The 12,016-nt window shown below is 59.6% G+C and carries 15 protein-coding genes; 7 read left to right on the top strand and 8 right to left on the bottom strand.

The annotated features are described in order from the left end of the window. Window positions 1-2 precede the first annotated feature (2 nt). From FFI94_RS27725 to FFI94_RS27715, 3 genes are read left to right on the top strand one after another with little or no spacing between them, the layout of a single operon-like run. On the top strand, window positions 3-746 hold the full coding sequence (locus tag FFI94_RS27725; protein ID WP_138873341.1) for an ABC transporter ATP-binding protein: 744 nt from the start codon (window positions 3-5) through the stop codon (window positions 744-746). After that, entirely contained in the window at window positions 743-1,486 is a 744-nt protein-coding gene (locus FFI94_RS27720) for an ABC transporter ATP-binding protein (protein WP_138869663.1), read from the top strand. The genes FFI94_RS27725 and FFI94_RS27720 overlap by 4 nt, the downstream gene beginning before the upstream one ends. A 2-nt stretch (window positions 1,487-1,488) precedes the next feature. Then, window positions 1,489-1,848: a hypothetical protein gene (locus FFI94_RS27715; protein WP_144298294.1), complete on the top strand. Its 360-nt coding sequence runs from the start codon at window positions 1,489-1,491 to the stop codon at window positions 1,846-1,848. Window positions 1,849-1,957: 109 nt separating this feature from the next. On the opposite strand, the gene FFI94_RS27710 is transcribed toward FFI94_RS27715, so the two are convergent. The 3 genes from FFI94_RS27710 to FFI94_RS27700 are packed head-to-tail and all read right to left on the bottom strand — an operon-like array spanning window position 1,958 to window position 3,611. Beyond that, window positions 1,958-2,332 (bottom strand): nuclear transport factor 2 family protein, encoded by a 375-nt coding sequence (locus FFI94_RS27710; protein WP_138870642.1) that lies wholly within the window; start codon window positions 2,330-2,332, stop codon window positions 1,958-1,960. A 6-nt stretch (window positions 2,333-2,338) separates the two neighbouring features. Next, window positions 2,339-3,115 carry an SDR family NAD(P)-dependent oxidoreductase gene (locus tag FFI94_RS27705; RefSeq protein WP_138870641.1) on the bottom strand — a complete coding sequence of 259 codons (777 nt, stop codon included), beginning with the start codon at window positions 3,113-3,115 and terminating at the stop codon, window positions 2,339-2,341. A 46-nt stretch (window positions 3,116-3,161) separates the two neighbouring features. Next, complete coding sequence (locus tag FFI94_RS27700; protein WP_138870640.1) at window positions 3,162-3,611, bottom strand: nuclear transport factor 2 family protein; 450 nt, start codon at window positions 3,609-3,611, stop codon at window positions 3,162-3,164. A 78-nt stretch (window positions 3,612-3,689) separates the two neighbouring features. Between FFI94_RS27700 and FFI94_RS27695 the strand changes: the two genes are divergently transcribed. Continuing rightward, complete coding sequence (locus FFI94_RS27695) at window positions 3,690-4,715, top strand: sensor histidine kinase (protein WP_185993335.1); 1,026 nt, start codon at window positions 3,690-3,692, stop codon at window positions 4,713-4,715. Between the two features lie 134 nt (window positions 4,716-4,849). On the opposite strand, the gene FFI94_RS27690 is transcribed toward FFI94_RS27695, so the two are convergent. Beyond that, window positions 4,850-5,428, bottom strand: a complete 579-nt coding sequence (locus tag FFI94_RS27690) for a DDE-type integrase/transposase/recombinase (RefSeq protein ID WP_138870639.1) — start codon at window positions 5,426-5,428, stop codon at window positions 4,850-4,852. Between the two features lie 278 nt (window positions 5,429-5,706). Continuing rightward, on the bottom strand, window positions 5,707-6,123 hold the full coding sequence (locus tag FFI94_RS27685; protein ID WP_185993334.1) for a transposase: 417 nt from the start codon (window positions 6,121-6,123) through the stop codon (window positions 5,707-5,709). A 385-nt stretch (window positions 6,124-6,508) separates the two neighbouring features. Here FFI94_RS27685 and FFI94_RS27680 point away from each other — a divergent pair, with 385 nt between their 5' ends. Both FFI94_RS27680 and FFI94_RS27675 read left to right on the top strand, forming a co-directional pair. After that, complete coding sequence (locus FFI94_RS27680) at window positions 6,509-7,999, top strand: MFS transporter (RefSeq protein WP_138870637.1); 1,491 nt, start codon at window positions 6,509-6,511, stop codon at window positions 7,997-7,999. Between the two features lie 346 nt (window positions 8,000-8,345). Further along, window positions 8,346-8,624, top strand: coding sequence for an alpha/beta hydrolase (locus tag FFI94_RS27675; protein ID WP_260684387.1), 279 nt, complete (start codon window positions 8,346-8,348; stop codon window positions 8,622-8,624). 9 nt (window positions 8,625-8,633) lie between these two features. Here FFI94_RS27675 and FFI94_RS27670 read toward each other — a convergent pair whose 3' ends face one another. The 3 genes from FFI94_RS27670 to FFI94_RS27660 are packed head-to-tail and all read right to left on the bottom strand — an operon-like array spanning window position 8,634 to window position 10,902. Further along, window positions 8,634-9,431 (bottom strand): transglutaminase family protein, encoded by a 798-nt coding sequence (locus FFI94_RS27670; protein WP_138870636.1) that lies wholly within the window; start codon window positions 9,429-9,431, stop codon window positions 8,634-8,636. A gap of 59 nt (window positions 9,432-9,490) precedes the next feature. Continuing rightward, window positions 9,491-10,057, bottom strand: a complete 567-nt coding sequence (locus FFI94_RS27665; protein ID WP_138870635.1) for an NTP transferase domain-containing protein — start codon at window positions 10,055-10,057, stop codon at window positions 9,491-9,493. A 2-nt stretch (window positions 10,058-10,059) separates the two neighbouring features. After that, window positions 10,060-10,902 carry an alpha/beta hydrolase gene (locus FFI94_RS27660; protein WP_138870634.1) on the bottom strand — a complete coding sequence of 281 codons (843 nt, stop codon included), beginning with the start codon at window positions 10,900-10,902 and terminating at the stop codon, window positions 10,060-10,062. A 161-nt stretch (window positions 10,903-11,063) separates the two neighbouring features. On the opposite strand from FFI94_RS27660, the gene FFI94_RS27655 reads away from it, so the two are divergent. After that, on the top strand, window positions 11,064-11,999 hold the full coding sequence (locus FFI94_RS27655; protein ID WP_260684386.1) for a DUF6670 family protein: 936 nt from the start codon (window positions 11,064-11,066) through the stop codon (window positions 11,997-11,999). Window positions 12,000-12,016: the final 17 nt, after the last annotated feature.

The raw sequence follows: 12,016 nt of genomic DNA, 5'->3' as shown, positions 1-12,016 counted from the left end.
CTTTGCTCGAAACCCCACTTCTCGAAACTCGTGGTGTCACTGTTCGTTTCGGCGGTCATGTCGCCGTCAAGGACGTCTCGCTGTCGGTGGCTCCGGGAACGGTGACCGGGTTGATCGGCCCTAACGGTGCCGGGAAGACCACCCTGTTCAACACCATCACCGGACTGCAGAAACCGACGTCGGGGCAGGTGTTCCTCGATGGTGTGGACGTGACGAAACTGGCGCCGCACAAGCGGGCCAACAAAGGTTTGGCGCGCACGTTCCAGCGACTGGAGCTGTTCGTCTCCCTGTCGGTGCGCGACAATTTGCGTGTCGCCGGGGATATCCACAAAGCGAACAGCGGCAACAAGATCGACGTCGACGCCGAAACGGATCGACTGCTCGAGCTGACCGGACTGACGGACGTCGCGGAGAAAGATGTCTCCGACATCCCCACCGGCCGCGCTCGCGTCGTCGAGGTTGCGCGGGCACTGATGACGAATCCGCGGATCCTGCTTCTGGACGAGCCGGCGTCGGGTCAGACGGAGCAGGAAACCGAGGTGTTCGCGCAGATGCTCACCGATCTTGCGGCCGGTGGTCTCGGAATCTGTTTGGTGGAGCACGATATTCCGTTGGTCATGAAGGTGTGCTCGACGATTCACGTGCTCGATTACGGAGCCGTGCTGGCTTCGGGTGATCCGGAGAAGATCCGCACCGATCCCGAAGTGATCGCCGCGTACATCGGCACCGAGGAGGAAGCAGTATGACCGCAGCAACGATCGATCCGGCGGCCACCGGATCGACCCGCCCGGAGCCGTTGCTCGAATTATCGGGTGTGCGTGCCGGTTACGGATCCATCGAGGTCCTGCACGGCGTGGACCTCGTACTCGAGCCCGGCGCCGTGGTGGCCTTGCTCGGCCCGAACGGCGGCGGAAAAACCTCGACCCTGAAAGTGTGCTCCGGTGTCCTGCCGGTCACGCGCGGTGAGTTCAAGCTCGCCGGCCGCGTCGTGAACGGCGTCGAAGCGTCCGAACTCGCCCGGTTGGGTGTGTGCTCCATCCCGGAAGGCCGCGGGATCTTCGCGAACCTCTCGGTGCGGGAGAACCTGTGGATCGCCACCGGAACCGGAGCCTCGCTCGCGGACCTCGAAGAGGTTGCGTACACCAGGTTCCCGATTCTGGGGGAGCGGCGGGCTCAGTTGGCGGGTTCGATGTCCGGCGGTGAGCAGCAGATGCTCGCGCTCTCTCGGGCGTTGGGAACTCATCCGACGGTGCTGCTGCTCGACGAGTTGTCGATGGGCCTGGCCCCTCGAATTGTCTCGCAGATGTACGACGTGGTGGGTTCACTTGCCGCAGAGGGTATTTCCATCCTCGTCGCGGAGCAGTTCGCGCGGGCGGTGTTGCCGATCGCGACGTCGGCGGCGTTGATGTTGCAGGGCCGCGTTACTCGGGTCGGTGACCCGCATGAGATCGAACAAGAACTTTCTACCAGTTATCTAGGAGGATGACGATGACTACTGTTGCACAAGATCGCCGTGGCGAATTCAAGAAGAACATCGCGGAGCTGGGGCTCGACAAGGGCCAGTCCGGTGGCGACGCCAAAACACTGTTCGGTGGCCTGATCCTGATGGTGGTGGGTGTGGTCGGCGCGTGTGTGCTCTACATTTCCTCGCTCACCGAATCGGATCTGCGGAACATCGCGTCGTACCAGATTCTGGCGATCGCGTTCCTGGCATTGACGGTCATCGGGGCGGCGATGTTCATCGCCGCGTCCGTCGCGAAGGTACTGCGCCTGTGGCTGGTGCGTCAGCTGCTCGAAGGCCAGGCCCAGACCGATCAGATCGCCCAGGCACTGAACACCCGCATCTGATACCCGGTTCAACCGACAATGCCCGCCACGAAACCGTGGCGGGCATTGTGTTGGCTTCTCTGAGGGGAAATGCAAACGTTCCTGACACCGATCAGTAGACTCAGCGACACTAACTGTGTGTTTGTAGGTCAGCTTGTGACCAGATGGCTTTCATCGATACAACCTGCGCGTCGTCGTCGAATGTCATGACGTCTATGGGTTCGACCACGACGGTCGTATTGCCCATCCTTGTGGTCACACGGAAATGAAACGCAGCGGTGTTGGCCGCGATTCGAAGTGTCAGTAGCTCGATCTCGCGTTCTCCGCCTCTGACCGATTGGTAGAACTCGACGATCTGATCACGTCCCACGTGCGCGGGTGTGCCAACCGGGTCCTCGACAGTTGCCTCCGGGGAGTACAAATCGGCGATCTCTTCGCCTGTTCCCATTGCAGCCGCACTGAGATACCTGCGGACGATCTTTTCGATCTCTTCGTGTGCGGGCATGTCAGTTCACTCCGGTCCGCCGGGAAGCCCGGCGTGGTAGTAGCCGGCAGTCCAACCTCCATCGACTGCAAGTTCAGCTCCGGTCATGTAACTGGCCGCGTCGCTGATGAGAAACGCAGTCGCGGCGGCAATCTCATTCGGTTCACCGATTCGGCGAAGTGGAACTCGAGTGTACGGCTGGTTGAGTTCCTCCCCGGTGATGCCTGTCGGATTACCCAACTGTGTATTAACGCCGCCTGGATGAACTGAATTCACTCGAATGTCAGGGCCCAATTCAAGTGCTTGTGCTTTGGTCAACCCACGAAGAGCCCACTTGCTGGCTACGTACGCGCTGAGACCGTTTACTGCCCTCAATCCGTCCAGTGATGAAATGTTGACAATCGCACCACCCGATCCGCCCTGTTTGATAGCGGGCGCAATGGTTTTCACGCCAAGCATGGCGCCGAGGACGTTGATCGACAGCAGTCGCATCACCTTTTCCTCCTCGATGTCCAACACACCACTGAAGTAGTTGATACCCGCATTGTTGACGAGAGAAGTCACGGTGCCATGGTGCTCGAGAGTGTGAAGAAGCGCAGCCTGCCAATCGCTTTCGCTTGTGACATCCAGAGGAAAGAACGAAGCCGTATCTCCGAGTTCGGCTACCAGCGACTTTCCGGGTTCCTCGGCGACATCGGCCACCACCACGCGAGCGCCCTGCTGCGTGAGCAGCCTTGCGGTGGCGGCCCCCATCCCTTGCGCGCCGCCGGTAATGATGACAGTCTTTTTGGTCAGTGCGTTCATCGTGCTATTACCTCCTAGAGAAATTCACTACTCTCTCTGGCTCTGATTAGATTGGGGGAGAGGGTATTGCGTGTGCCAGAACTTCAATGTTGCCCATTGTCCCCGTGTGAAGTTTGTGGCGCCGAGTGAGCTCCCAACCGCTCGCGATTCTCGACCACGAGTCGTGGTAGTCGCCCAACGTTCGAAAGTACTGTCCCTCGAGGTGTCCTGTGCCGAGGTGCATATCTGCTACATACGCCCTACTGGTGGCTTTGTCTCCGTCGACTTCGATCAAGACGTTCCCGATCAGGTGTTGGGTGGGGCCGCACTCGTCGAGGAATGAACGGAGTAGAGCAACAATTTCTTCAGCAGAGGTCAGTTGTCCGTTTCCGAAGTCGCCGGTTGCATCGGGAGCAGCGATCGCTTCGATCGTGGACCAGTCTCTCTCGTCCATTGCCCGCGCGATTCGGATGATGTTGCGGTAGATCTGGCGTTCGTCTTCTGCGACGCTGGTCATTGCAATTCCTCCTCTTGAGGCGGTGTTGGATTCATCAACCACCCTTGCGAGGGTAGGTCGAATGGTGTTGTACGCGTTATGAACCCTCCCATTCAGATGGAGGAATTCGGGAACACCCGTGATCGCGATGAGGCGGGCGCCAGTTTTCAGAGTGGCATGATCGACAGTATGCGTGCAGTGGTGGACTGGTTCGATGTCAGAGTAGATCCCGTGGGTAAGTTGCCGAAGCTGATTGGCTACGCGACAGCAATGGTCGAAATAGTCTCGATGGGGCTAGACGGTCGCTTCGTCGGAGTGACATTGCTGCTCACTGTCGCAGCCTGCGTGCTGGTCTCCGTGAAGCCCGTCCCACCTAAGCTGGTCTGTACGGGCTTTGTGCTCGCGATCTGCGCCAACGAGATGTTCGCCGACCCAAAGGCCGTCACTGTCATAGTGATGGCGTACGTGTGGCTGTTCGACATGTCAGTCGTACGACCCAGATCCGAAGCCTTGATCTACGTGCTTTGGGTGGGCGGGTCCCTCTGTGCGGCGCACATTCTTGGTGCGCGCTTGTCGATCGCCACCTTGACGGTGCTGGTCTACGCCTTGTGGGCGGCAGTAGTAGCGTCGCTCGGTGCTGCCATTCAGTCGCAGAGACTGTATGTGGCGAGTGTCGTAGATCGTGCTGCCCGAGCCGAGCGAACCAAGGAGGAAACTGCTCTGCGGCGCGTTGCAGAAGAACGGCTGCGAATTGCGCGCGAATTGCACGATGTCGTTGCACATCACATCACGGTGGTCGGAATGCAGATCAATCTCGCGCGGGCGCGCCTCGGTGGTACCTCTGCTGATGTGGAGAGTGCTCTCGTGCAAGCAGGTGATTCCACTCATTCCGTGATCCTCGAGATGCAAGACATCCTGCAAGTGCTCAGGGATATGGGCACTGATCAGAGTGAGGCATTGGCGCCGGCTGACGTTGGCTCTTCCGATCTCGGCCAACTGGTGCAGTCATTTTCGCTACTGGAGAACCGTCCTCGTTTGGCCGTCGAGGGTGTGCCGCCGCCAGATATTCCCCCCTCGGTCGACCCGCTATGTGTCAAGTCAAGTGAGACGGTGACGTTCAGTTGATTTGCGATTCGGCAACAGGTTCGTTGATGAAGAATACGGTCGGCATCTCGGGTGGACACGGCCGGCGTGAAAACCGTGCCGGATTCGCGACGTAGGCCTCGTTCAAGGTGATCTGCCGGGCTTCGTCGACCGCGTCAGCGGCCGGCGAAGTGCACCGACGCCGGAGTGTGCCAGGCAATTCCCGAATGACGGTGAATGTGGTTGTACTCGTTGAAGAATCCCTCCAGGAATACTCGTGCATCCTCCAGTGATGCAAACGATTTCGGGAAATCGTGCAAATACTTCAGAGTCTTGAACTGAGCTTCCGAAAATGGATTATCGTTTGAGACCCGAGGTCGTGAATGTGACCGGATGATGCCGAGGTTGCTGAGAAGTTCGGACACCAGTCCGGAAGTCATCGAGGTGCCACGGTCAGCGTGGACGGTGTGTGGGGCGATGCCGTTCCGGTCGATCGCTTCCTCGATGAATTCGGCTGCCAGTTCGGCACTTTCGTGCGCAGCCACAATCCACGACGGGTTGTACCGGGAATAGATGTCGATGAGTACGTACAGGTGAAACCACACGCCCTTGGTGGGCCCGCGGAGTTTGGTGATATCCCAGGTCCAGACCTGTGAAGGTCCGTCGGCGAGGAGCTCGGGGATCGCTTTCGGTGGATGTGTCGCTGTTCGTCGGCGTTCACGGTTTTGTCCGGCCGCGGCGGCGATGCGATACATGCTCGACACCGAACACCAGTAGTTTCCCTCGTCGAGTTCCCGGGCCCATATCTGGCATATGGCCAGGTCAGCGTTCTTGTCGCTGTTGATGACGGATAGAACCTGAGCGCGCTCGGACGCGGTGAGTGCCTGGCCGTTGTCGGGGACTGTCCTCGGTTTCTTGGGGCCCAGGACGGGTGGTTGCTGCTGCCGGTAGTGGGTGGCGCGGGCTCGTCCGATCAGGATGCAGGATCGTCTGGTGGGGATTTCGGCGGCCCTGAGGTCGCTGAAGGTGCTGTTCAGGGCGTCTTCGGTAAGGGCGGTGTGTCCGTGCTCTCGGAGATGGATTCCAAGAGCACGTGAAGTTTTCCCATGATCTCGAGCGCGGCCTCCGTCTGCGTCAATTGCTTTGCCAGACGGGCATTTTCGCGCGTCAGGCGGGCCATTTCCTTACGTGTCGCGGCGTCGTTGTCGGGATTGGTCGCAGCTTTCGGTCGAGACTTCCCGGCGGCTGTAGTTCTGGCTTGCGCCCATTCTCGGAGTTGGGATTGGTACAAACCTTCGCGGCGTAGGACTGCGGATTTTTCGCCGTGTGGGGCGCTGTTGTATTCGTCGAGGATGTTGTTGCGGTATTCGGTGGTGAATGTTCGGCGGGTCGGTTTCGGTGCGGGATCTACTGGCGGATCTGGTGTTGTCGTGGGGTTTGGGCTGGTCATCGGTGGTGCTCGTTTCATGCCCTCAGTGAGTGGTCTCGGTTGCCTCCGAGTGTCTCACTAAATCCTGACAGTGAGGGCTCGGAACTGCTGCGAAGCACCAGCGTTCGTCGCCAGGCTGTGGCGCAGGTTCGGGTCTGTTGGCTTCCCGTTTATCGGGAAGATACGTTCGGCGCCATAACCCCGTCATATAGCGTTTTTTCGGCGTGGCTGCGAATCCTCAAGGCTTGCGAGCGACCATATAGTTCCGTCCGGCCAACCTGACTGGTCCGGACGGTCAGACGTTCGAAATTCTGCTGGGCAGCCAATGTGCTTGACATAGTTCGATTGACGTCGAGGGTCGGTCCTGACAGAGCGACGACCCTTGGGCGGTCGTGAAGGAGCACTGATGCACCGAGCAGTTGAAACGCCGGACTCCGTGTCCGAATTAGTCGTTGAGGGGGAGGGCAGTTCGGCCGATAGTGCGCCGGTCGACCGGAGGGCGCGCATCGGGGTGATGGTGCTGTGTGCAGCCGGTATCGCGATGTCCCTGACACAAACGTTGATAATGCCGCTTATCCCGATGTTGCCGATGATGCTTGATACTTCTGCTGGGAATGCGTCGTGGGCTGTGACCGTGACGATGGCCGTTGGGGCCGTAGCGACACCGATAGCCGGTCGTTTGGGCGACATGTACGGCAAGCGACGGCTCTTGCTGTTATGTATTGCGTCGGTCGCGGCAGGGTCATTGGTTTGCGCGGTTTCCTCATCCCTTCCGCTTTTCCTCGTTGGTCGGGCATTACAGGGCCTTGGTGTTGCTTTCGTTTCGGTCGGGATCAGCGTGATGCGTGAGTTCCTGTCTGCGAAACGTTTGGGTGTTGCGGTTGGAATGATGAGCTCGTCGATGGCTGTGGGTGGCGCTCTGGGGCTTCCCTTCGCCGCTTTCGTTGCTGAGGAATTCGGTTGGCGTGTGTTGTTCTGGGTTGGAGCGGCAGGGTCCGTGGTTTGCTTCGGGGGTATCTATGCCCTGGTTTCCCCCAGCCGAATCCGTATGGGGGGTCGCTTCGATCTGATCGGTGCGCTTGGCCTCGCACTGGTTCTGCTCACCTTGCTGCTGCCAGTGAGCAAGGGTTTGGATTGGGGTTGGACGAGCCCGGTCACATTGTCGTTGTGTGGGTTGTCTGTGCTGGCTTTCGCTGGTTGGTTGGCGTATGAACGTCGACGGGTCAATCCACTTTTGGATCTACGTATCGCATCTCGGCGTAGCGTTGTGCTGGCAAATATTGTGGGTCTCACCGCTGCCTTCGCGTTTTACGGGATGGAGCTAGCTCCGATTCAAATGCTGATGGCCCCGACCTCAACTCCGCATGGACTGGGAGTCTCGATGCTCACTGCTGGTTTGCTCATGGCTCCTGCTGGGCTCGTGGCATTCGTATCGTCGAATATCGGCGCTCGAATGGGGGCGTCATTGGGGACGCGGCGCACTCTCGTGATTGCAGGTTGCTTGCTTTGCGTCGCTTTGCTCGCCATGTTGATTGCACTTGCCGTCAAGTGGGAGTTCCCGGCGGTTTATCTCGTCGCTATAACGTGTTTCGTCGGTGCATCTGTCGGAATTTCCTATGCAATTTTGCCCACTCTCATCATGGAAGCTGCGCCGGTCGAGCAGACGGGAGAAGCAAACGGCCTCAATGCACTGATGCGCATCATCGGCTTGGCGCTGTCTGCCGCTGTCGTAGGCATGATTTTGGCAAACGACCTCACACCGGTTCCAGAGTCGGCGCTAAGCGTGCCATCGCCGTCCGGATACATCTGGTCCACGGCTATTGCACTAGCTGCGAGCGTTGTGACTGTAATTGCCGCGCTACTCCTACCCCGAAGCGGGCACACACAGACAAAGTAAGGATCTCGGCCATTCTTTCTAGGTGTGAATTGCTTTGAGTGCGTTCGAAGTAACCGATTCAGTCGAGATGAAGGTAAGGGACGACGGCTGACTAAACGAGTCAGTTTGGATCGAACGCGGGATGCGGCCCATGCTATTAACGACGGACCGGATGTCCAAAGCGATCGTCGCTTCACCGGTCAGGACTGCCGACTGGGAGTCGTTCCGTAAGCGCTGTTCTCGATCACAACCTCTGGTGCAAGTTGAGAGTGCCTGCGTCTGCAACCATGTCGTCGGAATTCTGGCGGGACACGGACTCGGGTGATCAAGCCTGCGGGTAGTCGACGTCCCGACCGATGACAGCGGGATGTCCTGGGGTTCTGTGAAATGCAGCAGCAGGGAAGGCGGCGGTCTTGCGCCCTCATTCCTGGTGTGCGCCGAATACGAACTGATGCGCCCGGACGCCGAGATAATGACCGAAAACTTCATCAAGGCACAGCACACCGTCGAAACCCACATCTGGAGTGGGCAGATCCATGCTTTCCCGGTGATCGGGAAGGCTCTTCGTGAAGGGCGCACGATCGTCGATCTGAGTATCGCGTTCCTGGAACGGACCCTGGCGTCGAAGCGTCAGATCAGCGCGTGAATCTGTTTCTCACCCGAGCGACGTGAGTGTCGCGTAGTCGTCGTTGTCGAGAACGCCGTCGACGATTGCGCGAACTTCCGAGGCATGCAACGTGATCGAACCGCCATGGTTGTCGAGGAACGCTGTGTCTGCAGCGTCTCGGCCGGTCGAGATGCGCACAAGATTGCTGCGTGGGGCTAATTGCGTTGCATCGACCACGCGCCACACGTTGTCGATATTGGCTTCGGCAACGGCATGGAAATCCATCGGGTCGCAACCCGGCGCATAGACGGCCACCAGGCGAGCGGGAATCCCCACGGCGCGCAGCAGTGCGATGGTCAGATGCGAGTAGTCGCGGCACACTCCGGCGCCCGCGAGCAATGTGTCGACCGCGCTGTCGGTGCCGCGGCTGGTGCCGGGAACATAACTTAGATGTGCACTCACCCAACGCGTGACCTCGAGAAGGAGTTCGGGCGGGGGAGTGGCGAGATCGAATTGCCCGGCGGCAAAGCCGAAGAACTTGTCTACCTCGGCATACCGACTGGGGCGCAGATACTTCGACACGTCGTCATCGCTGACCGGTTCTCCGCGGCCGATCAGGGTTGCGTCGTAGTTGACGATCAGTTTGCCTGGGGCACAGTCGAGTACGTGGGTACGGGTGCCGTGTTCGGCGATGGCCTCGCGGGGTTCGATCGCATTACCGTCGTGGACGAATGACATCGTTTCCAGCAGTTCGACACCCGGCGCGCGCGTCACCGCGATCTTGAACTCCAGGTTGGTCGCCTCGTCGATCTCGATGTCGAGTATGGCGGCGACGGTACGTTTCATCGGATCATCTTTACACCGAATTTGGACACCCACCACCTGGGAGGATTGTGACAGTGCGATCAGGCTTCGGGATAGTCGACGTCGACGCCGCTGCTGAGGTCGCTGCACTCCACCAACTCGACGCCGTGTTCGCATAGGTAGGTGTTGGCGCCCCCGTCCCCGGTGAGAGACTCTGCAAGCGTCGACCAATGGTCGCGTCCGATCAGGACGGGATGGCCGGGTCTGCCGTGAAAAACAGCCCTTCGCAGAACGTTTCGTGCAGGAGTGCCCCCTCCTACGATCCGCGTCACGGTGCCGGCATTCAGGTCCGGGACGTCCACCAGGGAGATCGCTGCCGCATCGGCGTCGTCGATTTCCATGGCGGCCTCGAGTCCACAGCGCAGCGAGGCGCTCATTCCGTGCTGCCAGTCCGATATCACCACAATGACATCGGTGGTGGGCAGCAGTTTGACGGCGTCCTCAGCCTGAGCGCCGAGGACCACGATGACCGGTGACAGGCCGGCCGATTGCAGTGTCGTCACCCCGCGGCGAAGCCAAGGCTGGCCGTCGGCGCCGGTAACGAGCGCTTTTGGTTTGCCCATGCGGGATCCGGCCCCGGCAGCGAGCAGGATCCCGCACGTCGACATGACTATGCTCCGGCAACCCGCGGACGCAGCCACTCGATCAGATCGTTCAAAACCTCTTCCTGCTCAGGCTCGTTGAAGATTTCGTGATACAGGCCGTCATAGACCTTCAGTGTCACATCAGGGGATCCGGCGAGGTCCGCAACCAGCTTGCTGCCGGCCGGGTCGGTCAATCGGTCTGCCGAACCATGCTGCAGCAGAACCGGAATGGTGAGCGAGGGGAGGCGTGCGGGGAAACCTTCCGCGGCGGCGATCATTCCGCGCGCAATACCGGCGGGAACCTTGCCGTGGTGCACCAACGGGTCGGCGTTGTACTTGTCGACGACCTTCTGATCACGCGATACGGCGGCCGCTTCCAAGTTCTCGACGGGCACGTCGGGGAGGTATTTGCCGACGATCTTGCCCAACTGCATCACGATCTTCGGAGTGCCGGTTGCGATGATCACAGCGGGTCCGGAAAGCGCGAGTGCTTTGAGGTCGGCCTGATGATCGAGGGCGTACGAGAGAGCGATCGCGCCGCCCATACTGTGTCCCAGAAGGAACTTGTCCTTGCCGGGATAGGCGGCGGTAGCGATACCGAACAGGGTGTTGACGTCATCGGTGAAGTCGGAGAACTCCTTGAGGTGAACACGCTTACCTCCGGAACGTCCGTGCCCACGATGATCAGGCGCGTACACGACCAGACCGAGTTCACCCAGTCTCGCAGCCACATGGTCGTAGCGCCGAGCATGTTCGCCGAGTCCGTGGCACAGGACAAGGATGCCGGTGGGCTCGCGGTCCGGCGTCCACACGTCGTAGACGATCTTGGTGCCGGACACTCCGGTGAACGACGACTCTTCACGCTGCATTGTTGTGCCCTCTCTCCCCACCGGTTCCGGTGCGCGGATTCTTCACATGTTATTCGCCGCCGGCGCAGGGCGCGGGTGTTCAGGGTGTGAGGTCGTCGAGGAAAGTCCGACACTTGTTTGTTACGGTTGGTTACATTAACTTGGGGTCGTGACCGGACAAGATGTTGATCTTCGCCTGGACGCACTACGGGATCTTCGTTCCAGAGTTGCCAGGGCCTTTTCGGTATCTCAACACCATGACGTTGATCGGTGCCACCGGGGCGGTGGTGTTCGACAACGACTATCTCGCTGCACCCGACGCGCGAAACACCGCAACCGTGCTGAGTTCTACCGCTGCACCCGGCCACCACTTCTATCGGGCGTACGACGCCGCCGACGAGTGCACTTTCGAAGAAGACGGTTCGCGAATTGCCTTCGGTGATAACCTGATCATCGAGAACGACTATCCGAATTTCCGTGTCACGGGGCGCTTCGACTCTTTCGACGTCGATCTGGAGATAGTGGCAACAGATCAAGCGTCGTGGTTCGTGCGCAATCCCGTCTACGACCACGTCAGTCTCTTGGCGCAGTGTTCGGGGACGATCTCGAGTCCGAGTGGACCGGTGAGTATTTCGGCTCCGTGCACCGTTGAATACGCGCGGTGCATGACACCACAATCGTTGACTCGCCGCGCCCTTCCGGAGTCGTGGAAGCTCCCGGCCGACTTCTTCACCTACCAGATCGTTCAACTCGACGACCGGCATCAACTGTTGCTCACCGATGTTCGAGCGTCGGGCGTCACGGCATGCAAGCTCGCCTACATTCGAACTGTGGACGGTAGCGCAAAGGTTTTCGACGACGTCGTGTTCGATGTGCTCGAATACGCCGACAAACTGCACATCGACCCGCAGGGGCGTGAGATGCGTGTGCCACGCGTAATACGTTGGCAGGTACGCGATTACGGCCGGACAATCGTGGAGTTCGAGGCAGAGATCGACTCGGAGTGGCGCTACGGTCACGGCAAGGGACACGTCGGCGCGTACACCTACCGGGGAAGTTTCGACGGTGCGTCGATCAAAGGCACCGGTTACATCGAATGGGTGGACTGCGAAGTGTAAGGCCCCTAGTGTGGATC

Origin of the sequence: Rhodococcus sp. KBS0724, from assembly GCF_005938745.2 — a bacterium.
GTDB lineage: Bacteria > Actinomycetota > Actinomycetes > Mycobacteriales > Mycobacteriaceae > Rhodococcus_F.
This window is presented reverse-complemented; position numbering and strand designations above follow the sequence as displayed.